General features: G+C 75.8%; 5 protein-coding genes. All 5 read right to left on the bottom strand.

What is annotated here, in order from left to right; genetic code table 11:
• Positions 1 to 6: 6 nt before the first annotated feature.
• On the bottom strand, positions 7 to 873 hold the full coding sequence (locus tag ACOJVX_RS10925; RefSeq protein ID WP_418153493.1) for a 3-hydroxyacyl-CoA dehydrogenase family protein: 867 nt from the start codon (positions 871 to 873) through the stop codon (positions 7 to 9).
• Positions 870 to 4,454 carry an SDR family NAD(P)-dependent oxidoreductase gene (locus ACOJVX_RS10920; protein WP_422647496.1) on the bottom strand — a complete coding sequence of 1,195 codons (3,585 nt, stop codon included), beginning with the start codon at positions 4,452 to 4,454 and terminating at the stop codon, positions 870 to 872. Before ACOJVX_RS10920 ends, ACOJVX_RS10925 begins: the two co-directional genes overlap by 4 nt.
• Positions 4,451 to 13,777 carry an SDR family NAD(P)-dependent oxidoreductase gene (locus tag ACOJVX_RS10915; protein WP_422647495.1) on the bottom strand — a complete coding sequence of 3,109 codons (9,327 nt, stop codon included), beginning with the start codon at positions 13,775 to 13,777 and terminating at the stop codon, positions 4,451 to 4,453. The genes ACOJVX_RS10920 and ACOJVX_RS10915 overlap by 4 nt, the downstream gene beginning before the upstream one ends.
• Positions 13,778 to 13,892: 115 nt before the next feature.
• Positions 13,893 to 20,468: an SDR family NAD(P)-dependent oxidoreductase gene (locus ACOJVX_RS10910; RefSeq protein WP_422647494.1), complete on the bottom strand. Its 6,576-nt coding sequence runs from the start codon at positions 20,466 to 20,468 to the stop codon at positions 13,893 to 13,895.
• A gap of 32 nt (positions 20,469 to 20,500) precedes the next feature.
• Positions 20,501 to 26,839, bottom strand: coding sequence for a type I polyketide synthase (locus ACOJVX_RS10905; RefSeq protein WP_422647575.1), 6,339 nt, complete (start codon positions 26,837 to 26,839; stop codon positions 20,501 to 20,503).
• Positions 26,840 to 26,863: the final 24 nt, after the last annotated feature.

The following is a 26,863-nucleotide window of genomic DNA, read 5'->3' as shown; positions in this document are numbered from 1 at the left end:
GGCGGGTCAGGGGTTGGCCGGCGCGGCGGCGCCGTCGTAGGTGTAGAAGCCCCGGCCGGTCTTGCGGCCGTGGTGCCCGGCGTCGGTCATGCGTTTGAGCAGCGGGCAGGGCCGGTACTTGCTGTCGGCGAAGTGGTCGTGGAGGACCTCGACGCTGTGCAGGATGGTGTCGACCCCGATGAGGTCGGCGGTCTCCAGTGGTCCCATCGGGTGGCCGAAGCAGCTGCGGAACACCTCGTCGACGGTGGCGGCGTCGGCGACTCCCTCGTGGACGAGGAACGCGGCCTCGTTGACGGTGAGCATGAGGACGCGGTTGGAGACGAATCCGCAGGCGTCGTTGACGGGGATGGCCTTCTTGCCGATGGAGTCGAGCAGGGCCCGCACCGTGGCCAGTGCCTCGGCGGAGGTGTGTTCGCCGGGGATGATCTCGACGGCGGGTTTCATCGGCACCGGGTTCATGAAGTGCACGCCGACGAACCGCCGGGGCCGGCGGGTGAGCGAGGCGAGCCGGGTGATGGGGATGGCGGAGGTGTTGGCGACGAACACGGCGTCGGCGCGGACGGCCGCGTCCAGCCGGGGGTAGAGGTCCTTCTTGAGGTCCCAGCTCTCGGTGATGTTCTCGATGACGACCTCGGTGTCGGCGAGCGCGGCGAGGTCCTCGCTGGTGGTGATGCGCCCGAGGACCTCCTCGGCGTCGAGGTCGGGGCCGCCGAGGAAGCGGGACATCCGGCAGTCGCGGTCGATAATCTCCCTGGCCCTGGTGAGGGCGTGGGGATCGGAGTCGACGAGCACGACGGGGTGCCCGTGGCGTGCGAGGTTCTGCGCGACGCCGGCCCCCATGACTCCGGCGCCGACCACACCGACGTGGGTCACGGTTGGTCTCCTGTTCCTGCGGTTGCGGTGGCGGCGAGGGCGGTGGCCAGGCGCCGCACGGTCGGGTTGGCGATCAGCACGTCGGCCTTGGTGCCGCCGAAGCGCGCGCGGACGCGGGTCATGACCCGGACACCGGCGAGGGAGTGGCCGCCGAGGTCGAAGAAGTCGTCGTTGGCGCCGACGCGGTCGAGGCCGAGGACCTCGCACCAGATGGCGGCGAGGTGGGTTTCGTCGCCGGGGGTGGGTTCCTCGTAGGGGATGTCGAGTTCGGGGCGGGGGTGGCGGAGGGTGGGGGCCTTGTCGGCGCCCCGGGAGTCGGTGAGGTTGGTGATGCGTTCGTCGAGGGGGCCGCAGGAGACGACCAGGTGCGGGGCCCGGTCGAACAGGGACAGCGCCCGTTCGAACAGGTCGGTGCCCTCGGCCCGGTCGTGGGTGTAGTCGCGGATGGCCGGTGCCAGGGTGCGCGGGTCGACGCCGTCGGTGAGCCAGGTGTCCCAGTCGACGGTCTGCCAGCGTGCCGGGGTGGTGTCGGTGAGCGCGACGGACTGGGCGTCGAGGGCGGAGTTGGCGGCGGCGTAGGGGCCGTGGCCGAGCCCGCCGAGGAGGGTGGACATCGAGGAGACGGCGAGCCGGACGGGTGCCTCCCCTTCGTGGAGCAGGTCGTGCAGGACCCGTTGCCCGGTGACCTTGGAGTGGAAGTGTTCCTCGCAGGCGGCGCGGTCGAGGTCGACGACGGGCCCGTACCGGTCGGAGCGCATGGTGCCGGCGGCGTGGATGACGGCGTCGAGGGGGCCGAAGCGCTGGCGGGCGACGTCGAGCGCGGCGGCCATCGCCACCGGGTCGCCGGCGTCGGCGGCGAGGGCGAGCACGTCGGCGCCGAGGCCGGTGAGGCGACGCAGGGTGGTGATGTGCTGGGCGGTGCGGTCGCTGGCCGGGTCGTGGTGGGCGAGGTGCTCGTCCCACTGGTCCTCGGGGGGCAGCGGGGTGGTGGCGGTGAGGACGAGGCGGGTGTGGCGGGTGGTCACCAGGTGTTCGGCGAGGATCTGGCCGACGGCGCCGAGGCCGCCGGTGATGAGGACGGTGCCGCCCTCGGGGATGCGGCGTCCCCGGGCGGGTGGGGCGGGCAGCGGGAGCCGGTCGAAGTGGCGGACCCAGCGGTCGGTGCCTCGGAGGGCGACCGGTTCGACGAGGTCCACCCCGAGTTCGGTGAGGACGGCGGCGGCGAGTTCCCGCGTCCCGCCGAGCGCGGCCGCGCAGCCGGTGACGTCGACGTCGATGAGCCGGCAGTCGAGGTCGCCGACCTCCTGGGCGATGACGCGCAGCAGGCCGAGCAGGGTGGCCTGTTCGGGGGCGGTGAGGTCGTGGGTGGTGGCGTTGACGGCGCCGCCGGTGCACACCAGCAGGTCCACGTCGCCGGGGGCGGGGTGTTCGGAGAGGGCCTTGGCCAGGGCGCGGACCGAGTGGAACCCGCGGTCCTGGGCGGCGGCGAACCGGGCGGCGGGGTCCTCGGGGCGGGGCGCGGCGAGGCTGGCGGTGTGCAGGACGGCGCGGGGGCGGCCGTGTTCGCGCAGGAACGCGGCGGCGTCCGTCGGGGTGGCCACGGTGGCGGGGTCGACGAGGGCGACCTCGGCTCCGTCGGCGCGCAGCAGGGCGGCTGCTGCCGCGCCGACCTCGTCGTCGGCGACGACGAGCCACGGGCCGAGGGCGCGGGCGTGCCCGGGGTCGCGGACCGAGGGCAGGGGGACGCGGCGCCACGAGGGGTGGTTGATCCAGTCGGCGGGGTCGGGCAGACGGTGGCCGGGCAGTCCGGCGTCCTCGCGGGCGGCGGCCGCTCCCAACGCGGGGCGGGGGATGAAGTACTCCCGCCGTTCGAACGGGTAGGTGGGCAGGGGGACGCGGCGGACGGTGCGCCGGTGCAGGGCGGCCCAGTCGACGTCGGCCCCGTCGAGCCACTGGTCGGCGGCGGTGGTGAGGGTGTCTGGCCGCGTCGCTGGGGCGCCGCGCGACGAGGGGTGGGCGGTGCGGTGGCGGGTGGGGTCGTCGAGGGCGGCCACCGCGTCGGCGAGGTCGTCCGCGACGCACACCAGGCGGTGGCCGAAGCCGGCGCGGCTGAGCTGGAGGGTGTAGGCGACGTCGCCCAGGTCGGTGTCGGTGAGGGTGCCGTCGGCCAGGCGGTCCCGCAGGGCCAGCCGGGCGGCGGTCAGGGCCGTGGCGGTGCGGGCGGACAGGACGAGCACGTGCGGCCCGGGGAGGGGGTCGGCGGCGGGTCGGGGCGGTGCCTGTTCCAGGACGACGTGCGCGTTGGTCCCGCCCGCGCCGAAGGAGCTGACCCCGGCGCGGCGGGGGGTGTCGCCGGGGGTAGTCCAGGGCTGGTAGGTGGTGAGGACGCGGAACCGGTCGCGGGGCAGGGCGGTGTTGGGCTGCCGGAAGCCTCGGGTCGCGGGGAGTTGGGCCCGTTCCACGGCGGTGGCGGCCTTGATGAGCCCGGCCATGCCGGAGGCCCGGTCGAGGTGCCCGAGGTCGGGTTTGGTGGAGGACAGCACGCAGGGGGTGTCGCGGGCGGTGGGGAAGGCCCGGTCCAGCGCGGCCAGTTCGACGGAGTCCCCGAGCCGGGTGCCGGGGGCGTGGCACTCGACGTAGTCGATCTCGCCGGGGTCGACCCCGGCCACGGACATGGCGTCGCTGATCACGGTGGACTGGCCCTCGACGGAGGGGGCGACCAGGCCGGCCCGGGCGGAGCCGTCGTTGTTCACGGCGCTGCCGAGGATCACGGCGTGCACGTGGTCGCCGTCGGCGAGGGCGTCGGTGAGTCGTTTGAGGACGACGACGCCGACGCCGTTGCCCAGCACGGTGCCGTTGGCGTCGGCGTCGAGGCTGCGCACGATCCCGTCGGGGCTGGTGAGCGATCCCTCCTCGAACAGGTAGCCCTCGGGGACGGGTTCCTCGATGCGGGACGCCCCGGCCAGCGCGGTGTCGCACTCCTGCGTGAGCAGGCTCTGCACGGCGACGTGCACGGCGACCAGGGAGGTCGAGCAGGAGGACTGGACGGAGAACACGGGGCCGTCGAGGCCGAGCCGGTAGGAGACGACCATGCACAGCGAGTCGGGGGCGGTGCCCATCGCGTACTGGCCTCGGGTGATGGTGTCCATGACCTCGGGGCTGGCCAGGACGTGCCGCAGCCCGTAGAAGCTGTGGCCGACGCCGCCGAAGACCCCGACCCGGCCGGGGACCCGGTTGGGCTGGTAGCCGGCGGATTCCAGGGCCTCCCAGCAGCATTCGAGGAACAACCGGTGCTGGGGGTCGGTGGCCTCGGCCTCCCGGGCGCTGAACCCGAAGAAGGAGGCGTCGAAGAGCCCCGGGTCGTCCAGGGGGGCGCCGCGTCGCACGTACTGCGGGTTGGCGAGCATGGCGGGTGGGACGCGGGCGGCGGCGAGTTCCTCCTCGGTGATCTCCCGGATCGCCGTCGGGCCGCCGGTGAGGTTGCTCCACAGTTGTTCGACGGTGCCCGCGCCGGGGAAGCGGCCGGTCATGCCGACGATCGCGATCCGGGTGTCGTCCTCGGGCATGTCCACCTCGTTCATGCGTTCTTCCTCCGCTGCGCCGCGCGCAGACCGGCGCGCCGCCGTTGGCCTCGGTCGCCGCCGGTTTCGGTCACGGCCGGGCTCGGGGGCGCCTGGTCGGGTGCGATCAGTTGGGCCAGGGCGCCGACGGTCGGCGCCTGGTACAGGACGTGGGGGGCGAGGTCGTCGACGTCGAGGCGTCGGCGGATGTCGGCCAGCACCTTGATGCCGACCAGCGAGTTGCCGCCGAGGTCGAAGAAGCCGTCCTGGGCGCCGACGCGGTCCAGTCCGAGGGCCTCGGCCCACACCTCGGCGACGGCGGTCTCGACGTCGCCGGTGGGGGCGACGTAGGGGGTCACGAGGTCGGGGCGGGGGTGGCGGGGGCTCGGCTGGTCGGTGGGGCGGGGTCCGTTGACGGCGTCGACGGTGAACTGGGAGCTGGCGCGGACCAGGGTGGTGAAGTCCTGGGTGTTGACGACCGCGTGGGGTTGGTCGGTGGCCAGCGCGCGCAGCAGGGAGCGCCAGCCGGCGTCGAAGTCGATGCCGAGGCGGGCCCTGTTGGCCCGGAAGTAGTCCTGGAGCGCGGAGTCGTAGCCGGCGAGGCCGGCCTCCCAGGCGTTCCACCGCCACTCCCCCCAGCCGACGGAGAGGGTGCGCCACGGCTCGGTGGCGCGGCGGGGGTCCCTGGCGTGGGCGTCGAGGAAGGCGTTGGCGGCGCAGTAGTCGACCTGGCCGGGTCCGCCGCCGGTGGTGGCGGTGATGGAGGAGAACAGGACGAGGAAGTCCAGGTCGGGTACGGCGCGCAGCGCGCGGGTCAGGGCGAGGGTGCCGGCGACCTTGGGGGCGAGCACCCTGGCCATCTCGGCCCGGGTCTTGAACTGCATGAGCCCGATGCCGGGGACGCCGGCGGCGTGCAGCACGCCGTGCAGCGCGCCGAAGCGGTCGAGGGCGGCGCGGACGGCCCGGTCGGTGTCCTCGGGGAGGCTGACGTCGCCGGTGACGACGAGGACTTCGGCGCCGGTGCCTTCCAGGCGTCGGACGCCGGCCACGCGGCGGCGCACCTCCTCGCCGGTGCGGGGGTCGGCGAGGATGTCGTCCCAGGTGTCGCGGGGTGGGAGGCCGGTGCGTCCGAAGAGGACGAGCCGGGCCTGGCAGGTGGTGGCCAGGTGTTCGGCCATCGCCAGGCCGATGCCGCCGAGCCCGCCGGTGACGAGGTAGACGCCCCGTTCCCGCGGCGCGCCCTGGCCGGCGGTGGTCCGCGCGTCGGTGTCGGGCTGGGCTGGGGGGATCCGGTCGTGCTCGGGCAGCCAGCGGCGCCCGCCGCGCAGGGCGACCACCGGGTCGGCGGGGTCGGCGGCGAGTTCGGCGGTGAGGGCCCTGGCCAGTCGGGGCGACGCGGCAGGTTCGGCGGGGTCCAGGTCGACCAGCCGGCAGGTGACGCCCGGGTATTCCAGCGGTACGACCCGCACGGGTCCGGTGAGGGTGGCCCAGGCCGGTCGCAGCGCCTCGGTGCCGGTGGCGGAGCAGACCCCGGAGGTGACGACGTCCAGCGCCCAGGAGGTGGAGCCGAGGTCGCGGAAGGCGACGGCGAGGCCGACGAGGGTGTGCAGGCCCCGGGTGAGGGCGGTGTCCACGGCGCCGGCGGGGTCGTGCGCCTGGTCGCCGTCGGCGGCGTGGTCGGGGAGCGACCACAGGTGGACGACGCGGTCGGGGAGTTCGTCGAGTTCGCGGGTGTGGCGCAGCGCGGCCCGCAGCTGGTCGGCGTCGCCGGGGCGGAGGGTGGCGGTGTCGCCGTCCCAGCGGGGTTCGGTCGCGTCGTCGTCGGGGCGGGCGAAGCGGACGGTGCCGCCGGCGGCGCGCAGGGACTCGGCGAGGGACCGGGTGAGCGGGGCGTCGGGGTCGTCGACCAGCAGCAGCCACCGGGCGGCCGGGGGTGGGGTGGGCCGGGGTGGGGTCTGCCGCCACACCTCGGTGTGCAGCCAGTCCGGCTCCTCCAGCAGGGGCAGGGCGCTGATGTCCAGCGGTGCGCCCTCCGGTGCCGGGGAGCCGGGGTGGCTGGCCCGGGGGGACTCCTCCAGCCAGTACTCCCGCCGCTGGAACGGGTAGGAGGGCAGTGGGACCCGGCGGGCCTCGCCGTGGTGGTGGGCGGACCAGTCGAGGTCCACTCCGGACAGCCAGAGCCGGGCGAGGCCGCCCATCAGGGTGTGGTCGTCGGCGTCGGTGTCGACGGCGGCCGGGAGGACGGGCACGATCAGCGGGCCCCGGTCGCGGTCGCAGTCCGGGTGCGCGCGGGCCATCGCGCCCAGGGACCGGCCCGGGCCGAGTTCCAGCAGCACCAGGTCGGGGTCGGCCAGCAGGTGTCCGAGCCCGTCGGCGAACCGCACGGTGGACACCATGTGCCGTGCCCAGTACTCGGGGTCGGTGACCTGGTCGGCGGTCACCGGGGCGCCGGTGGCGTTGGACAGGTAGGGGATGCGGGGTGGGCGGGGGCTCAGGTTCTCGGCCACCCAGCGGGTGAGCTCCTCGTGGGCGGGGCGCAGCAGGCGGGAGTGGTAGGCGTGGGCGCTGGGGAACCGGCGATGCGGTTCCCCGGCCTCGTCGAGCAGGCGGGTGAGGGCGTCCACCGCTTCGACGGTGCCGCCGACGACGGTCATCTCCTCGCCGTTGACGGCGCACACGTCCACTCCCCGGTCGGCCAGGGGGCCGAACCGCCGGTCGAGGGTGTCCGGTGCCAACGCGACGGTGAGCATCGCCCCGCCGGGCAGGGTGTCGATGAGGGCGGCGCGGTGGACGAGGAGCCGGAGGGTGTCGCGGGTGCTGAGCACACCGGACAGGCAGGCTGCGACGTACTCCCCCAGGGAGTAGCCGAGCATCACCGCGGGGGTGACGCCCCAGTCGAGGAACAGCCTGGCGAGGGCGTACTCGGCGACGAACACCGCGAGGTGGGCGACCTCGGTGCGGGTGAGCTCGCTGGCTTCCGGGCTGTCCGGGCCGGTGCGGGGCCCGGTGAGCAGGGCGACGACGTCGACGTCGACGAGGTCGGCCAGCTCGGCGGCGCACTCGTCGACGGTGGCGCGGAACCGGGGTTCGCGGTGGTACAGCTCCCGGACCATGCCGGGGTACTGCTCGCCGACGCCGGCGAACAGGAACGCCACCGGGCGGTCCCGGGCCGGGTCGCGGCGGAGGAGGGGGGTGGCCGGCGCGGTGCCTCCCGCGGCGAGGTCGTCGGTGGCGGAGACCACGAGGGCCCGCCGGTGTTCGAAGGTCTCCCGACCGACCTGGAGGGTGTGGGCTACGTCCCGCAGGTCCAGTCCGGGGTGGGCGGCGAGGTGGTCGCGGAGCCGGTCGACGGCGGCGTCCGCGCTCTCGGCGGTGCGCCCGGAGAGCGGCACCAGCTGGTAGCGGCGGTGGCCGGTGCCGGGCCGAGGCTCGGGGTCGGGGGCCTCCTCGACGACGACGTGCACGTTGGTGCCGCCCATGCCCAGCGAGTTGACGCCGGCGATGCGCCGGCCGCCGGGCGGTGGGGTCCAGTCGGTGAGGGCGGTGGTGACGTGGAAGGGGCTGGCCTGGAAGTCGATCTCCGGGTTGGGGGTGGTGAAGTGCAGGCTCGGGGGGAGCTGGCGGTTCCGCAGGGCCAGCACGGTCTTGATCAGCCCGCTGGCCCCCGCCGCGGCGGCCAGGTGCCCGATGTTGGTCTTGACCGACCCGATGGGGCAGGACTGGCGAGGGGGGCCTTCGCCGAACGCCCTGGCCAGCGCCGCCACCTCGATCGGGTCGCCGAGTTCGGTCGCGGTTCCGTGCGCCTCGACGTAGCCGACCTGTTCCGGGCGGACCCGGGCGGCCCGCAGGGCGTCGGAGACGACGCGGGCCTGGCCGACGACGCTGGGCGCGGTGTAGCCGACCTTGAGGGAGCCGTCGTTGTTCACGGCGGAGCCCCGGATGACGGCGTGGACGGTGTCCCCGTCGGCGAGGGCGTCGGCGAGCCGTTTGAGCAGCACCACGCCGGCGCCGTCCCCGAAGAGGGTCCCGGCGGCGGCGGCGTCGAAGGTGCGGACGTGGCCGTCGGGGGATTCCATGCCGCCCGGTTGGTAGCGGTGCCCGACCCGGTCGGGCACGTGGATGGCGACACCGCCGGCGAGGGCGAGTTCGCACTCGCGGGCCCGCAGGCTCTGGCAGGCCAGGTGCAGGGCGACCAGGGCGGTGGAACAGAAGGTCTGGACGCTGATGCTGGGCCCGGTGAGGCCGAGCTTGTAGGACACCCCGCTGGCCAGGGAGTCCTTGTCGTTGCCGATCAGCGAGGCGTACAGGTCGGCTTCGCCGCCGTCACGGACGGCGTCCTGCCGGCGGGCCATGTAGGCGCTGAGGTTCGACCCACCGAACACCCCGACGCGGTCGCGACCCCGGGCGGAGCCGTAGCCGCCGTCGTCCAGGGCCTCCCAACAGCACTCCAGGAACAGCCGGTGCTGCGGGTCGGTGATGCTGGCGTCGCGGGGGCTGTAGCCGAAGAACTCGGCGTCGAAACCCCGGATGTCGTCGAGGACGGGCCGGCGGGGCACGTAGTCCGGTGAGTGGATGTCGGCCTCGGGGACGCCGGAGGCGCGGAGTTCGTCCTCGGTGAACTCGGTGACGGACTCCACGCCGGCGGCGAGGTTGGCCCAGAAGGTGCCCAGGTCGGGGGCGCCGGGGAAACGGCCGGCCATGCCGACGACGGCGATCGGGTCGGGGGCCCCGGTCGGGTCGGGGGCGGGGGCCGGGGGCGGGTCGGCTGGTTCCTCCTCGGCCGTGCCACCGGCCCGTTCCAGCAGGGCGGCCATGGTGCGCACGTTGGGGGCCTCGAACAGCGACACGGCGGAGAGCGCGATGCCGAACACGCGTTGCACCCGTTTGACCAGTTGCAGGGCCATCAGGGAGGTGCCGCCGAGGTCGGCGAAGTTGTCGTGGGAGCCGACCCCGTCGATGGCGAGCACGTCCTCCCACACCTTGGTCAGGCGGCGTTCCACCTCTCCCCGGGGCGGGACGAACTGCTGGGCGAGGTCGGGGCGGGGGAACCGGTCCCCGGGGGTGGTCGGGTCGTCGCCCTGGTCGACCCACTGCCGGATCCGGCCGGCGAGGTCGCCCGCGCTGACCAGGGTGCGGGTGACGGGGGCGGCGAGCACCCGGTCGAGGGCGGTCAGCGCCTGGTCCTCGGTGAGGGAGTGCTCGACCTGGCTGCTGCCGAAGTCCTGGTCGCGGAGGGCGTCGGCGGTGCTGGCCCAGGTGTCCCAGTTGATGGCGCTCCAGCCGGTGTTGCGGGCGGCGACGGCGTCGAGGAAGGAGTTCGCTGCGGCGTAGGCGGCGAAGCCGATGCCGCCGAGGGTGGTGGAGATCGAGGAGAACAGCACGCAGCGGTCGACGTCGACGTCGGCGAGGACCCGTTCGAGCACGCGGGTGCCTCGCACCTTCGGGGCGAAGTGGCGGGCCCGCACCGCGGGGTCGAGTTCGGCGAGCACCCCGAACGCGGCCGGGTCGGTGAGGCCGGCGAGGTGGATCACGGCGTCGAGGCGGCCGTGGCGGTGGGTCAGGGTGGTGACCAGGGCGCGCATGGCGTCCTCGTCGGTGATGTCGACGGTGGCGACCTCGACGCTGGCGCCCTGCTCGGCGAGGTCGGTGAGGCCGCGCAGCCGGGCGCGCAGCGCGGGGTCCTCGGCGGCGTCGAGGACGGCGGGCCAGTCCTCGCGGGCGGGCAGCGCGCGGCGGGTGGTGAGGACGACGTGGCCGCCGAGGCGGGCGGCGAGGCGGAGTCCGACCGCGCCGAGGCCGCCGGTGACCAGGGTGACGCCGTCGGCGCGGGGCCGCCACGGCGTGGGGGTGTCGGCGGGCTCGGCCGGCCGGTGGTCCAGGGTGGAGCGGACGCCGTCGCGGTGGGCGACGAAGCGGTCCGTCCCGGTCGCCCACATCTCGGCGGCGACGAGGGCGGGCAGGTCCTCGGTGGGCAGCCGGACGTCGACCGCCCGCACCAGCAGCGACGGGTACTCCTGGGGGATGACCAGGCAGGCGCCGAAGGCGGTGGCGCGTTCGGCGACGGGCACGTCGCCCGGTGCGACGGCGCGGGCGGAGTCGGTGACCACGGTGACCGGCAGCGGGGCCCCGGCGGCGGCGCCGAGGGCGGTGGCCAGCGCGCGCAGGCTGTCGAAGCCCAGGCGGAGTGCGTGGGTGGCGTCCCCGGCGGTGCGGGTGTCGACGCCCCACAGGTGGACGACGGCCGCCGGGAGCCCGGTGCGGTCCAGCAGCCGCCGGTAGTCGGCGGGGTCGTCGGGGCGGAGGACCCCGTTGTCCTCGTCGGGTTCCTCGCCGGGGTGGACCAGCACGCAGGTGTGGTCGGGCAGGCGGTCGGCGAGGGCGGCGCCGATCCCCCGGTCGTCGGCGAGGATCCACACCGGACCGGTCGGGGCGGGTGGCGGGGTGGCCGGCAGCGGCGCCGGTGTCCAGTGCGGCCGCAGGATCTCCGGGCCACCAGTGGCGGTGGGGGTTCGGGTGGCGGGGGGTGGTGTCCCGGCGGCGCGGCCGGGGGTGTGGCCGGCCGGGTCGGGGGCCGCGCCCGGCCGGGTGGTGGGGCCCGGGGGTGTGGCGGGGCTGGCCTCGATCCAGTACCGGCGGCGCTGGAACGGGTAGTCGGGGACGGTGGTCTTCCTGGCGCCCCGGCCCCGGTGGTAGGCGGCCCAGTCGACGTCGGCACCGGCGAGCCACAGTTGGGCGACGGCGTTGGCCAGCACGGCCTCGTCGGTGGCCGGGTCGGCCTCGGCGGGCAGGGTGGGCACGAGCAGCGGCCAGCGCCTCGGCTCGCAGTCCGGGTGGTTGCGGGCCATCGCGCCGAGGGACTGGCCTGGTCCCAGTTCGAGGAGCACGTCGTCCCCGCCGGCCAGGACGGTGCCGAGCATGTCGGCGAAGCGGACGGTGCTCACCATGTGCTGGGCCCAGTAGCCGGGGTCGGCCAGCTGCGACTCGGTGACGAGTTGACCGGTCACGTTGGACAGGTAGGGGATGGTGGGGGGCCGGGGGCTCAGGTTGCGCCGCGCCCAGTCGGTGAGGTCGTCGGCGACCGGTCGCAGGGCCTCCGAGTGGAAGGCGTGGCGGGTACGGAGCCGGCGCAGCGGGACCCCGTCGCGGGCGAGGCGGTCGGCGAGTTGGTCGACGGCGTCGGTGGCCCCGGAGACGACGACGAACCTCGGCCCGTTCTCGGCGGCGATGTCCACCCCCAGGCCGGTGGTGCCGTACCGGTGGCGCAGTTCGTCCGAGGACAGCGGGACGGCGGCCATCGCGCCCCGGGGGAGCCGGGAGATGAGGGTGGCGCGGACGGCGACGAGGCTGGCGGCCTCGTCGAGGGTGAGGGTGCCGGCGAGGCAGGCGGCGGCGAACTCGCCGATGCTGTAGCCGAGCAGGACGCGGGGCCGCACTCCCCAGGAGGACACGAGCTGGCCCAGGGCGTAGTCGACGGCGAACATGGCCGGCTGCACGATCTCGGTGCGGGCCAGGTCCCCGTCGTCGTCGGCGGCGGCGGCGGGCCCGGTGTCCCGGCCCAGCAACCGGGCGAGGTCGTTCCCGCCGGTCTCCCGGTCCCGCAGCAGTTCCTCGACGGGGTCGCCGTCGAGGTGGCGGGCGAACACGGCGCGGCAGGCGTCGAGTGCCTCGGCGAAGACGGGTTCGGTGCGGTGGAGGCCGGCGACCATGCCCCGGTAGTGCTCGCCGACCCCGGCGAGCAGGAAACCGGTCGTACGGCCGGTGGTGGCGTCGACCCGGGTGGACAGCCGCTGGGCCGCCTGGGTGGTCACCGCGTCGGCGGCGTCGCTGGCGGAGGTGACGACCGCGGCCCTGCGGTGTTCCAGGACGGCCCGGCCGGTCTGGAGGGTGTAGGCGGCCGAGGGCAGGTCGGGGGTGCCCTGGAGGTAGGTGGCCAGGCGGGCGGTGGACTCGTCGGCGGCGGCGGCGTCCCGCCCGGACCAGACCAACACCTGGTGGCGGCGGGCGGGCAGCGGGGCGGTCGGGGTGGTGTCCGCCGGTTCCTCGAGGACGACGTGGGCGTTGGTGCCGCCCATGCCGAAGGCGCTCACCCCGGCCCGCCGGGGCCGGGACGACCGGGGCCAGGGCTGGCGGTCGGTGACGACGCGGATGCGGTCGCCGGAGCGGGCCAGCTGCGGGTTGGGGGTGGTGAGGTGGAGGGTGGCGGGGATCTCCTCGTGGCGCAGGGCCAGGGCGGTCTTGATCAGGCCGGTGACGCCGGCGGCGCGGTCGAGGTGGCCGAGGTTGGTCTTGGCCGAGCCGATGCGCAGCCGCACGCCCTCGGTGTCGAAGACCTGTTGGATCGCGGAGATCTCGGCGGCGTCCCCGAGGGGGGTGCCGGTGCCGTGGGCCTCCAGGTAGTCGAGGTCGGCGGGTTCGAGCCCGGCGGCGGCGAGGGCCTCGGCGACGACGGCGGCCTGTCCGGCGACGCCGGGGGCGGTGAACCCGACCTTGTCGGAGCCGTCGTTGTTGACCGCCCAGCCCCGGATGACGGCGTGGACGCGGTCGCCGTCGGCGAGCGCGTCCTCCAGCCGGCGCAGCGCGACGACGCCGACGCCGCTGCCGACGGGGGTTCCGGTGGCGGTGGCGTCGAAGGCCCGGCAGCTGCCGTCCCGGGAGGACATGCCCGCCTCCTGGTAGAGGTAGCCGACCCGGTGGGGCAGGGAGACGGTGACGCCGCCGGCCAGGACGAGGTCCGCCTCGCCGGCGAGGAGGGTGGAGCAGCCGAGGGACACCGCGACCAGCGAGGTGGAGCAGTAGCTCTGCACCGCGTAGGCGGGTCCGGTGAGGCCGAGGGCGTGGGCGACGCGGGTGGCCAGCGAGTCCTTGTCGTTGGCCAGTCCCACCTGGACCTGCCCGAGCAGTTCCAGCAGGTCGGGGTGGCCGAGCAGGTGGTGGGTCAGGTAGGTGCTCAGCGCGGCCCCGCCCACGACGCCGATGGTGCCGTCGAACCGGGCCGGGTCGACGCCGGCGTCCTCCAGGGCGTGCCAGGAGCTCTCCAGGAACAGCCGCTGCTGCGGGTCCAGCAGTTGGGCCTCCCGGGGCGTGTAGCCGAAGAACCCGGCGTCGAAGAGGTCGATGTCGTCGAGCACGGACCCGGCGCGCACGTAGTCGGGGTCGGCGAGCTGGTCGGCGGGCACCCCGGCGGCGCGCAGCTCCTCGTCGGTGAACCGGGAGATGGACTCGACACCGGACCGCAGGTTCGTCCACAGTCGGCGGACGTCCGGGGCGCCGGGGAACCGGCCGGCCATCCCGACGAGGGCGATGTCCGCTCCGGTGTCGCCCGACTCGCGTGCGCTTTCGGTCATGGATGACTCACCTATCGTGATCTCGTCACCGGAACGCCTGATCTCGGCAGAGGCTAGGTCTGGCTCCTGACCTGCCCCAATGTGGCGCGTCCACCGGGTGCCCATCTCGAAGTAACTACCGGCGGCGACGGGCGGCCACCGCCCGGCGGCGTTCGCCTCGGCGCGCCGCCCGGGTGGTGCCCGGTTCGGGGGTGTGGTCGTCGGGGTCGCGCACGAGTTCGGCGAACCGGGCGACGGTGGGGCGCTCGAACAGGTTCGCGGGGGCGAACTCGATGCCGAAGTGGCTGGAGAGGTGGGCCACCACGGACAGCCCGACCAGGGAGGTGCCGCCGAGTTCGAAGAAGGGGTCGTGGACGCCGACGCGGTCCACGCCCAGCTGGTCCTGCCAGACCTCGGCGATGTGCCGTTCGGTGTCGTCCCGGGGCGCCAGGTAGGGGGTGCGCAGCGTGGGCCGGGGGCGGCGGCGCTCCGCTGGCACGCCGCCGGCGGCGGCCTCGACCTCGGGGCCGGTGCCGGTGGCCTGGGCGGTGAGGCCGTCGAGGGTGTCGCCGAGCGCGTAGACGTGCGGGGGGCCGGCGGCGACCACCCGGGTGAGGGCGTCGAGGCCGGCGGCGTCGCTGATGCCGGACCGCGCGCGGTAGCGCAGCATCCTGGCGCGGAGTTCGGGGGCGTCGGCCAGCGCCTCGGTCTGCCACCGGTCGCGTCGCCACGGTCCCCAGGCGACGGAGACGACGCGGTCGGCGATCGCCCCGGTGCCGTCGTGGGCGAGCGCGAAGGCGTCGAGGAACGCGTTGGCGGCGGCGTAGTCGGTCTCGCCGAAGCCGCCGACGGCGGTGACGGCCGAGGAGAACAGGGCCAGCAGGGGGACGGGGCGGCGGCGCAGCGCCTCGGCCAGGGCGAGGGTGCCGGCGATCTTGGGGGCGAGGACGGCGTCGGCCCGCTCCCGGGTGCGGTGCTGGAGGAGGCCGCCGCCGGCGACACCGGCGAGGTGCAGGACGCCGTCGAGGGGGCCGAGGCGCTCGTGGGCCTCCTCCAACGCGGCCGAGACCGCGTCGGGGTCGGTGACGTCGGCGGTGAACGGGTGCGCCTCGACGCCGGCGGCCCGCAGGGCGCGGAGCTCGCCGATCACCCTCGCGTCCTCGCCCCTCGGGTGCTCGGCCAGCACGGTGTCCCACCGGTCGGCCGGGGGCAGGGTGCGGCGGTGCAGCAGGGCCAGGCGCGGGCGCAGCGGGGCGAGCTGGGCGGCGAGGGCGAGGGCGAGTTCACCGGTCCCGCCGGTGATCGCGTAGGTGCCGCCCTCCCGCCACACCTGCCGGGTGGGGACGGCGGGCAGGGTGAGGGGGTCCAGCACCGCGCGCCACCGCCGGCCGCGCCGCCAGGCGTGCGCGGTGTCGGGTGGGGTGGGTGCGGCCAGCGCGGACAGTTCGATGTGGACGTGGCGGGCGTGGTCGGTGGCGTCCGGGTCGAGGTCGACGCAGGAGACGCGGGCCGAGGGGTACTCGCGTCGGATGCTTCGGTTGAGCCCGGCGGGCAGGGCGCGGAGGGGGTCGAGGGTCTCCCCGCCGAGGACGTCGGCGGCGCCGGTGCTGGCGACGAGCAGGTGCAGCGGTCGGGTGGGGGCGACGGCGGAGGCGGCCTGGACGAGGGCGACGAGGCTGTGCGGGCCGTCCCGCAGGGCCGTGGGGGTGTCGGGGGCGGGGCGTAGGCCGAGGGCGTGCACGACCCGCAGTGGACCGGTTCCGGTGTCCACCTCGGACAGCAGCTGGCGGAGGTGGTCGGCCTCGCCAGGGTCGAGCTCGTGCGGCGGGTGCCCGTCGAGGCGGAGGACCTGCCCGGGGCGCACGGCGACCGGGGTGTGGCCGGTGGCGCGGAGCCCGTCGGCGAGGGCGTCGTCGTGGGCGAGGACGAGCACGGTGCCGGGTTCGGCCGGTGCCAGGGCGCGCGGGGACTCGTCGCGGTGCCAGGTGGGTCCGTGGAAAGTGATCCCGGGAGCGGGGGCACCTGGTCGGGTGTCGGCGTGGCCGGTGGTCTCCGGCCAGTGGCGGACCCGGTGGAAGCGGTAGGTCGGCAACCGCAGGGTGCGGGCACCGGGGCGGCTCAGTGGCGTCAGGTCGACGCCGATCCCCCGTTCCCAGAGCCGGCCGACGAGGTCGAGCCAGCCGCGTTCGTCGGAGGCGTCGGGCAGGGGGAACTCCCCGGTTCCCGTCGTGGACAGGACGACCTCGGGGTCGGGGTCGGAGGCGTCCTGGCCCAGGCCCCAGGCGGCCAGCCGCTCGGCGAGTTCCGGGCGGGCGTCGTCGGTGGCCTCGACGGCGTGCGGGGTGTCGCCGGTGGTGGGCGTGGTGGTGCGGGTGGCCGCGGCGCGCAGGGCGGTGACCGCCTCGGTGGGTTCGGAGGCGACGACGGCGAGGCGGTGGGCGAGGGCGGCCCGGCCGGCGGCCAGGGTGTGGGCCACGTCGGAGAGCCGGAGTTCGGGGTGGGCGTCGAGGTGGTCGGCGAGGGCGACGGCGTTGTCCCGCGCCGCCTGGTGGGTGGCTCCGGACACGGTGAGCAGGTGGGGGCCGGGGTGCCCGGTGTCCTGGTGGTGGTGGGTGGGGTCGGGCGCGGCCTCCAGGACCAGGTGGGCGTTGGTGCCGGACCAGCCGAAGGAGCTGATGCCGGCCCTCGGCGGCTGGCCGGGCGCCCCCGGGAGGGGGTGGGTGCCGGTGGCGGGGCGCACCGGCCCGTCGAGGTCGACCTGGTCGCTGGGGGTGGTGAGGTGCTGGTTCGGGGGGAGCCGCCGGGCCCGCAGGGCCAGGACCGCCTTCACCAGGCCCGCCATGCCCGCCGCGACGAGCAGGTGGCCGACGTTGCTCTTGGCGGCACCGACCAGCAGCGGCCGGTCGTCGTCCCGGCGGGAGAACACCTCGCGCAGGACGCCGAACTCGATGGCGTCGCCGAGGGCGGTGCCGGAACCGTGCGCCTCGACGAAGTCCAGGTCCCCGGGGCGGAGCCCGGCGTCGGCGAGGGCGTCGGTGATGGCCGCCCGCTGGGCCGCGCCGCTGGGCGCGGTGAGGCCGTTGGTGTGCCCGTCGGAGTTGGTGGCCGTGCCGCGCAGCACCGCGTGCGGTGGGGCGTCCTCGGGGCGCACGTCCCGGGACCGGCGCAACACCACCGCCGCGCCGCCCTCGCCGATGACGTAGCCGTCGGCGGCGGCGTCGAAGACCTTGCAGTGCGCGTCCTCGGCGAGCATGTGGGACTTGCAGGCCTGCACGAACACCTCGGGGCTGAGGGTGGCCGAACTGGCGGCGACGATGGCGGTGTCGCACTCGCCCGCCCGCAGGCTGCGCACCGCGAGGTGCACGGCCACGAGGGACGAGGAGCAGGCGGTGTCGACGGTGAGGCAGGGGCCGCGCAGGTCGAGGTGGTAGGCGATGCGGCCGGCGGCGGCGCTGGCCGAGGTGCCCAGGGCGAAGAGGGGGTCGTCGGCGAGGGACCGGCCCTCCGCCTCGGCCTGCCGCGCCTGGTACTGCTGCGAGTCGGTCATGCCGAGGAACACACCGGTGCGGCTGCCGCGCACCCGGTCGGCGGACAACCCGGCGTCCTCCAGGGCCGACCACACCAGTTCCAGCACCATCCGGTGCTGCGGGTCGAGCCGTACCGCCTCGCGGGCCGTGTAGCCGAACAGGGTGGCGTCCCAGTCGGCGATGTCGGGCAGGTAGGCGGCGCGCTGGGTGTAGGCGCGGCCGGGGGCGGCGCGGTCGGGGTCGTGGTAGGCGGCGGCGTCCCACCGGCCCGCGGGTACGTCGGTGACGGGGTCGGTGCCCTCGACGAGGAGCCGCCAGTAGGCGTCGGGGCTGTCGGAACCGCCGGGGAAGCGGCAGGCCATGCCGACGAGGGCGACGGTGTCCCCGGTCGCCGGTGCGGCCTCGGGCCGTCGGGGTGGGCGTGGCTCGGCGACGTCCTCGTGGAACAGCGCGGCGAGCAGGTGCCGGGCCAGGTCACGGGGGGTGGGGTGGTCGAAGGCGGCGGACACGGCCAGGGACACCCCGGTCTCGGCGGCGAGGGCGTCGCGGATGCGGACGGCGGCCAGCGAGCCGACCCCGAGGTCGGTGAACGACCGGCGGGCGGGGACCGTGCCCCCGGCGGGCTGGTCCAGGGCGTCGGCGACGGTCCGGGTGACCAACCGCACCAGGTGGCGTTCCCGGGTGGCCGAGGGGAGGGCGGCGAGCCGGTCGCGGGTGGCGGCGCGGCGCGCCGCCCGCTCCGGGGAGTCGTCCCCGCCGGCTCCGGAGGTGGCGTCCGCGTCCGGTGGCGCGGCGGGACGGCCGGTGGGGTCGGTCGTCCCGGCGGTCGCCGCCGGCTCCAGGCCGCCGCCGAGCCAGTAGTGGCGGCGTTGGAAGGCGTAGGTGGGCAGGTCGACGGGGTGGCGGGCCGGGAGGACCCGCCGCCAGTCGACGGTGCGGCCCAGGGTGTGCAGCCGGGCCAGTGCGGCCAGCGGACCGTCCTCGACGGACACGACGATGTCGGTGCCTGGGGAGGTGGCCGGGGGGCTGGTGCCGAGGACGAGGTGGACGGTGGTGCCCTCCCCGGCCAGCGCGGCCAGGTCCACCGCCCCGGCGGTCCCGGTCGACGGGCCCGGCCGGTCGGACCAGTAGGCGGGGTCGAGCCAGTCCCGGGTGGACACCGGCCGCTCGGCCACCGCCGGCAGGTCGGGTTCGTGGAAGGTCACCGCGTCGAGGACGGCGCGGTGCTGGTCGGGGGTGGCGGTCAGCACGTGGAGGGCGTCGGCCCTGGACCACAACCCGGCGGCGACCGCCGCCGCGTACTCGTCGGCGCCGGCGCCGGCGACCGCCTCGGGGGTGATTCCGGCGGAGACGACCAGGTCGAACAGGGCGATCTGGTGGGCGATCCGCTCCCCCGCCGGGCGCAGCTCCTCGTAGCTGGCGGCGAACACCGGGAACCGGGCGGCGAGGTCCTCGGCCTGGCCGGGTGGGAGTTCCCCGGTGAACACGACGGCGACCGCCGGGTCCTCGACCTCCTGCGTTCCGACGAGCAGGGCGGCGCCGGCTGGGGCGGCCGTGCCCTCGGCGGCGAGGACGTCGAGTCCGGCGCGGAGGCTGGCGAGGTCGTCGCCGAGGACGACGGCCCGGGTCTCCAGCGCGGCCCGACCGGTGCCCAACGTCCACGCCACCGCGTGCGGGTCGACGTCGGCGGCGGTGTCGAGGGCGTCCCGCAGCCGCGCGGCCTGCGCGCGCACTCCGTCGGGGGTGCGGGCGGACACCGGCCACACCGTGGTGGTCGGGGCGGTGGTGGCGGTGGGGGGCGTGGGGGCTCCGGGTGCCTGTTCGAGGATCAGGTGCACGTTGGTGCCGCTGAAGCTGAAGGAGGACACCGCGCCGCGCCGGGGACGGTCCCGGGCTGGCCACGGTGTCGGCTCGGTGAGCAGGCGCAGCGCCCCGGTGCGCCAGTCGACGCGGGTGGTGGGCCGCTCGGTGTGCCGGGTGCGGGGCAGGGTTCCCTCCCGCAGTGCCATGACCATCGAGAGCAGGCCCGCCATGCCCGAGGCGGCCTGGGTGTGGCCCAGCACCGACTTGACCGAGCCCACGTGCAGCGGGTCGTCCCGGTCCCGCCCGTAGGTGGCCTGGAGGGCGTGGGCCTCGATGGTGTCCCCCAGCGGGGTGCCGGTGCCGTGCGCCTCGACGGCGTCGACGGCGGTCCCGGGTAGTCGGGCGTCGTCGAGCGCGGCCTGGATGACGCGGCGCTGCGCCGGGCCGTGCGGGGCGGTGAGCCCGTTGGACGCGCCGTCGGAGTTGACGGCGGAGCCCCGCAGGACGGCGAGGACCGGCCGGCCCTGGGCGAGGGCGTCGGACAGCCGTTGCACGAGGACCATGCCGGCTCCCTCGCCCCAGCCGATGCCGGTGGCGTCCTCGGCGAAGGGCCGGCAGACGCCGTCGGGCGCGGAGCCGCGCAACGTGCCGAACTCGACGAGCATGTCGGGTTGGCCGAGGATGGCGGCGCCGCCGGCCAGCGCCAGCGAGCACTCCCCGGCCCGCAGCGCCCGCACCGCCAGGTGCAGGGCGAGCAGCGCCGACGAGCAGGCGGTGTCGACGGTGGCGGTGGGGCCCTCCAGCCCGAGGGTGTAGGCGATGCGGCCGGAGGCGATGCTGGTGGTGCGGCCGGTCATGACGTGCCCGGCGACGTCGGCGGCCTCCGGCGCGCCCCTCCCGTACTCCTGGGCGACGACTCCCAGGTAGACGCCGGTGTCGCCGCCCCGCAGGGACGTGGGGGCGATGCCGGCGCGTTCGGCGCTCTCCCAGGCCAGTTCCAGCAGGACCCGTTGTTGCGGGTCCATCGCCAGCGCCTCCCGTTCGCCGATGTCGAACGGGTCCGGGTCGAACCAGCCGGCGTCGCGCAGGAAGCTCCCGCTCCGGGCGTAGGTGGTGCGCGGGTTGGTGGGGTCGTCGTCGAACAGGTCGTCGAGCCGCCAGCCCCGATCGGTGGGGAACGGACCGACCGGGTCGGGCCCGTCGGCGAGCAGCCGCCACAGCGCCTCGGGGGTGTCGGCCCCGCCGGGGAACCGGCAGGCCATGCCGACGACCGCGATCGGCTCGTGGGCCCTGTCCTCCAGTTCCGCCAGCTGGCGGCGCGCGTGGCGCAGGTCCACCGTCGCGCGCTTGAGGTAGTCCAGGTACTTCTCTTCGCTGGCCACGGGGGTTCTCCTTGCGGGCGGGGACGGGCGGCTCAGGAGGTGCCCAGCTCGCTGTCGAGCAGGGCGAACATGTCCTCCGCGGACGCGTCGGTCACGTCGTCGTGGCCGCGGGCGTCACCGTCGGGGCCGCCGGGGGCGGCGGCCCGGGTCGACCAGGTGGACAGCAGCCGCCGCAGGGCCGGTTCCACTCCCGAGTAGGCCTCGTCGGTGGGGTCGGCGGAGGCCAGGAGCTCCTCCAGGCGGTGGATCCGCTCGCGCAGCGGGGCGGCCCGGTCGGCGGGCGGGGCGTCGGTGCCGGCGTCGCCGACGAGTTCGGTGAGCAGGGCACCGGCGACGGCCTGCGGGCTGGGGTGGTCGAACACCAGGGTCGCGGGCAGCCGCAGGCCGGTGGCGGCGGCGAGCCGGTTGCGGAGTTCGACGCCGGTGAGGGAGTCGAGGCCGAGTTCGGTGAACGGCTGCTGCGGGCGGATGCGCCGGTGGTCGGCGTGGCCGAGGACGACGGCGAGTTGGGTGGTGACGACGTCGAGCACCACCCGCTGCCGTTCCATGCCGGACAGGCCCGGGAGTTCCTCGGTCCAGGCGGTGTCCAACCCGGTGGTGGCGGCGCTGGCCTGGCGTCGAACGGTGCGCCGGACGAGGCCGTGCAGCATCGGGGGCGCGGTCCCGGCGGTGGCTTCCAGCCGGGCGGTGTCGACGAGGATGGGCACCACCACGGGGCTGGTCGAGCGGTGGGCGGTGTCGAGCAGCGGCAGCGCCCGTTCCGGGCGGAGCGGGGTGATCCCGCCCCGGGAGATGCGGGCGACGTCCTGTTCGGACAGCCCGGCGCCCATGCCGATCCCTTCCCACAGGCCCCAGGCCAGCGCGCGGGCCGGGCGGCCGGTGGCGGCCCGGCGGAGGGCCACCGCCTCCACGGCGGCGTTGGCGGCGGCGTAGTTGGCCTGGCCGGGCGCTCCCATCAGGCCGGCGGCCGAGGAGAACAGGGTGAGGAAGGACAGGTCGAGGTCGGCGGTGAGCCGGTCGAGGTGGTGGGCGGCGTCGGCCTTGGGCGCGAGGACGGCGTCGACGCGGTCGGGGGTCAGGGTGCCGAGCAGCCCGTCGTCGACGACCCCGGCGACGTGGACGACCCCGGTGAGGGGGTGCGCGGCGTCGATGCCGTCCAGCAGGGCCCGGGTCTGGTCGGGGTCGGCGACGTCGCAGGCGACGAGGGTGGCGGTGGCGCCCAGGTCCGCCAGGTGGGCGACGAGGTCGGTGGCGCCGGGGGCGTCGGGGCCCCGGCGTCCGGTGAGCAGCAGGTGGCGGACACCGTGGTGGGTGACGAGGCGTTCGGCCACGGCCCGTCCGACGCCGCCGGTGCCGCCGGTGACGAGCACCGTGCCCTCGGGGTCGGGGGGTCGGGGCACGGTGACGACGACCTTGCCGACGTGCCGGGCCTGGCTCATGAACCGCAGGGCGTCCCCGGCCTGGCGGACGTCCCAGCAGGAGACGGGCAGCGGGTGGATCCGGCCCTGGTCGAACAGGGGGAGGAGTTCGGTGAACATCTCCCGGATCCGCACCGGACCCGCCTCCAACAGGTCGAACGACCGGTACTCCACCCCCGGGAACTCCCCCGGGTCCCGCAGGTCGGTCTTGCCCATCTCCACGAACCGACCACCCTCGCCCAACAACCCCCTTGAGGCGTCGACGAACTCCCCCGCCAACGAGTTCAGCACCACGTCCACCCGCCCGAACCGCTCCGCGAACCCGGTGTCCCGAGAGGACGCCACCCGCTCCGGGGCCACCCCCAACGCCTCCACGAACCCCCGCTTCACCGGCCCGCACGTCCCGTACACCACCGCACCCCACTCCCGGGCCAACTGCACCGCCGCCATCCCCACCCCACCGGCGGCCGAGTGCACCAACACCGACTCCCCCTCGACCAACCGGCCCAGGTCCCGCAACCCGTACCAGGCGGTCAGGAACGTCACCGGCACCGTCGCCGCCTCCGCGAACGACCACGACCCCGGGAACCGGGACCACATCCGGTGGTCGACGACCACCTCGGAGGCGAACCCGCCCTCGCACAGGCCCATCACCCGGTCACCCACGGCGAACCCGTCCACCCCGCGTCCGACCTCGGTGACGACCCCGGCGGCTTCCAGGCCCAACGGCAGGGGTTCGCCCGGGTACATGCCGAGCACGGTCATGACGTCACGGAAGTTCACCCCGGACGCCCGCACCGACACCCGGATGGCGCCCTCGGGCAGGTCCTCGACCGGCTCGGTGGCCTCGGGGGCGACGCCGTCGACGCTGCCACGCCCGTCGGCGGCCAACCGCCAGGTCCCCTCGGGGGGCGGGGCCACCGTGGCGGCGGGGGACGGCTGGAGCCGGGGCACCCACACCGCGGCGTCCCGGACGGCGGTCTGGGGTTCGCCGACGGCGACGGCGGACCGGACCTCGTCCAGGGGGACCCCGCTGCCCGGGGGCAGGTCGACGAGCAGGATCCGGCCGGGGTCCTCGGACTGGGCGGACCTGACCATGCCGCCCACCGCGGCGGCGGTCGCGGTCACCGGGGCGTGGTGCGCGGGGTGGGTGGCGGCCCCGCCCCGGGTGACGACGACGAGGCGGGCCCCGGACCACCGCTCCTCGGCGAGGAAGGTCTGGAGCACGGCGAGGGTGGCGTGGGTGGCGGCGCGCACCGACCGGGGTTCGTCGTCGGCCGGCGGGAAGGCGGGCCACACCAGGGTGTCGGGTTCACCGTCGACGGCGGCGAGTGCGCCGGCGGGGGCGAACTCGTCGAGGACGTGCCAGCTGCCGGTGTCCTCGGTGGCCGTGGGGCTGGCGGAGGTCCACTCGACGCGGTAGAGCGGGTCCTCCTCGGCGGCGGTGGTCCCCTCCGGGGTGGCCACGGTGGCCTCCCGGAACGCGGTGACCCGCCCGGTGAGCACCGGTTGCCCGGCGCCGTCGGCGAGCAGGACGTCCAGTTCGCCGGTGCCGAGGCGGTGGAGGACGGCCCGGACCTCGGCGGCGCCGACGGCGTGCAGGCGCAGCCCGGCCCAGGTGGCGGTGACGGTGTCGGCCCCGAGCAGGCCGGCGGTGCGGGCGGCGGCCAGGGCGGTGTCGAGCAGGGCGGGGTGGAGGTCGAAGTGCCGGGCGTCCCGGGCGTGGTCGGCGGGCAGGTCGAGGTCGGCGAGGGCCAGGTCCTCGGAGCGCCGCAGGCGGCGGAGCGCGCCGCCCTCGCTGACGGAGAGCTCCTCCACGTCGCCGGTCTCCGGGGGCGAGGGCACCGTGGCGGCGCCGCCGCTGGTCAGGCGTCCGGTCGCCAGCTCGGTCCACGGGGTGGTGCCCTCGACCCGGCCGTGGACGGACAGGGCGCTGGCCGCGTCGCCGTCGGGGACGAGGGTGACCCGGAGGTGGACGTCGGCGGCGTCGGGGACCGCCAGCGGTTCGGCCACCTGGAACTCGGCGACGGTGTCGTGCCCGGCCTCGTCGCCGGCCCGGACGGCGGCCTCCAGCAGCGCGCCGACCGTGACGACGACCCGCCCGCGCACCGGGTGGTCGGCCAACCAGCCGTGGGTTCCCGAGGCGAGCCGGCCGGTGAGCACCACCCCGCCGTCCCCGGGGAGGTCGACGACGGCGCCCAGCACCGGGTGGTCGGCGGCGGCCACGCCGAGACCACGGGGGTCGGCGGACTGGCCGGAGCCGCTCAACCAGAACCGTTCCCGCTGGAACGGGTAGGTGGGCAGGCCGACGACCTCGCCGCGCCCGAGCACGGTGTCCCAGCCGACCGGGGTGCCCGCGCAGAACAGGGCGCCGAGCGCGGTGAGCACGTGCGCCGGTTCGTCGCCGTCGCGCCGCAGGGTGGACACGACGGGCACGGTCTCGTCGAGCACCAGGCCGGCCATCCCGGCCAGGGTGGAGTCGGCACCGACCTCGACGACGGCGGTGGCCCCGAGGTCACCGAGCTTGGCGAGGTTGTCGGCGAACCGCACGGTGGAGCGGACGTGCTCGGCCCAGTAGGCCGGCTCCGTCCACCGGTCCGCGGTGCCACCGGTGACGTTGGACAGCCCGACGAGCTGGGGTTCCCGGAACTCGAGGGTCTCGAGGACACGGGTGAACTCGGCCAGCACCGGGTCCATGCGGGCGCTGTGGAAGGCGTGCGACACCCGCAGCCGGGTGGCCTTCACGCCCCGCCCGGTCGCGGCGGCCACCACCCGGTCCACGGCGTCGGCGTCGCCGGAGACCACGACCGAGGTCGGGCCGTTGACGGCGGCCACCTCGACGCCCTCGACGAGCAACGCGTCCACGGTGGACGGGGTGGCGGCCAGGGCAGCCATCGCGCCGCCGGGGGGTAGCCGCCGCATCAGGCCGGCGCGGGCGGCGACGACCCGGCAGGCGGCGGGCAGGTCCCACACCCCGGCGACGTGCGCGGCGGTCACCTCGCCGATGGAGTGGCCGCCGACGATGTCCGGGCGCACTCCCCAGGAGGCGAGCAGCCGGTACAGGGCGGTCTGGACGGCGAACAGCGCGGGCTGGGCGTGGCCGGTGTCGTCGAGCAGGTCCTGGTCGGCACCGAGGACGGCGTCGCGCACCGAGAACCCGACCTCGGGGTCGAGGGCGGCGCACACCTCGTCGAAGGCGTCCCGGTAGGCGGGGAAACGGGCGTGCAGCTCGCGGCCCATGCCGGCCCGCTGGGTGCCCTGGCCGCCGAAGAGGACGGCGAGCCGTGGGGGCACGGCGGTCCCGGTGCGGACCCGGGGGTCGGGCTGGTCGCGGGTGAGCGCGTCGAGGCCGGCCAGCGCCCCGGCGTGGTCCTCGGCCAGCACGACCGCCCGGAAGTCCAGTCGCGCCCGGGTGGTGGCGAGGCTGCGGGCGACGGTGCCCAGCGGCAGTTCGGGGTGGGCGGTGAGGTGGGCGGCGAGCCGGCCGGCCTGGGCGCGCAGCGCCTCCTCCGACCGGGCGGTCACCACCAGCGGCGCCGGGGACGTCTCCGGGGCGGCCGGGGCGGGTTCGACCGGCGGGCCCTGTTCGAGGACGACGTGGGCGTTGGTGCCGCTGATCCCGAAGGAGGACACGGCGGAGCGGCGGGGCCGGCCGGTGTCCGGCCACGCCGTCGGGTCGCTGGCCAGGGCGACGGTGCCGCCGGACCAGTCGACGTGGCTGCTGGGTTCGCTGACGTGCAGGGTGCGGGGCACCCTGCCGTGGCGCATGGCCTGCACCATCTTGATGACGCCGGCGACGCCGGCGGCGGCCATCGAGTGCCCGATGTTGGACTTGATGGAGCCCAGGAGCAGGGGGCGGTCGGGGGTGCGGCCCTGCCCGTAGGTGGCGATCAGCGCCTGCGCCTCGATGGGGTCGCCGAGCGCGGTGCCGGTGCCGTGCGCCTCGACGACGTCGACATCGCCGGTGGACAGGCCAGCCGAGGCCAGCGCGGAACGGATCACCCGCTGTTGGGAGGGCCCGTTGGGGGCGGTGAGGCCGTTGGAGGCGCCGTCGGAGTTGATGGAGGTCCCCCGGATGACGCCGTGCACCCGGTGCCCGTTGCGGAGGGCGTCGGACAGCCGCTCCACCAGCACCATGCCGGCGCCCTCCGACCAGGCGGTGCCGTCGGCGTCGTCGGAGAAGGACTTGCAGCGGCCGTCCGGGGACAGGCCGCGTTGGCGGGCGAACTCCACGTAGATGGTGGGCACCGACAGCACGGTGACGCCGCCGGTGAGGGCCATCGAGCACTCGCCGGCGCGCAGCGACCGCACGGCGTGGTGCAGGGCGACCAGGGAGGAGGAGCAGGCGGTGTCGACGGACACGACGGGACCCTCGAACCCGAAGGTGTAGGCGAGGCGCCCGGAGGCGACCGAGCAGCCGTTGCCGGTGAGCAGGTAGCCCTCGACGTCGTCGCGGGGGCTGCTGCGGTGGTTGTACTCGGCGGCGGGGATGCCGACGAAGACGCCGGCGTCGCTGCCTTTCAGGCCGGTCGGGTCGATCCCGGCGTGTTCGAAGGTCTCCCAGGCGGTCTCCAGCAGGATCCGCTGCTGCGGGTCCATCGCCAACGCCTCGCGGGGGGAGATGCCGAAGAACTCGCGGTCGAAGTCGGCGGCCCCGGTGAGGAACCCGCCGCGCCGGGTGTAGCAGCGGCCCACGGCGGCGGGGTCGTCGTCGAAGAGGTTGGCCAGGTCCCAACCCCGGTCGGTGGGGAAGTCCGAGGTGGCGTCGCGGCCGGTGTCGACGAGGTCCCACAGGGTGTCCGGGTCGACCACGCCACCCGGGTAGCGGCAGCCCATGCCGACGATGGCGATCGGTTCGGTCGAGCGGTCCTCGATGCGCTTGAGCCGGTTGCGGGTCTCGTGCAGCTCCGAGGTCACCTGCTTGAGCAGGTGCAGCATCCTGTCTTGTTCCACCATGGGGGACCTCGCTGGGTTCGC

Source organism: Actinoalloteichus caeruleus (genome assembly GCF_049311605.1).
Classification (GTDB): Bacteria; Actinomycetota; Actinomycetes; order Mycobacteriales; family Pseudonocardiaceae; genus Actinoalloteichus_B; species Actinoalloteichus_B caeruleus.
The sequence above is the reverse complement of the archived record's forward strand: the minus strand, read 5'-3'. Positions and strand labels throughout refer to the sequence as shown.

Bases quoted from the DNA above. Each gene is read 5' to 3' on its own strand.
- ACOJVX_RS10915 (WP_422647495.1), bottom strand. From the start codon at position 13,777: ATGACCGAAAGCGCACGCGAGTCGGGCGACACCGGAGCGGACATCGCC.
- ACOJVX_RS10920 (WP_422647496.1), bottom strand. From the start codon at position 4,454: ATGAACGAGGTGGACATGCCCGAGGACGACACCCGGATCGCGATCGTC.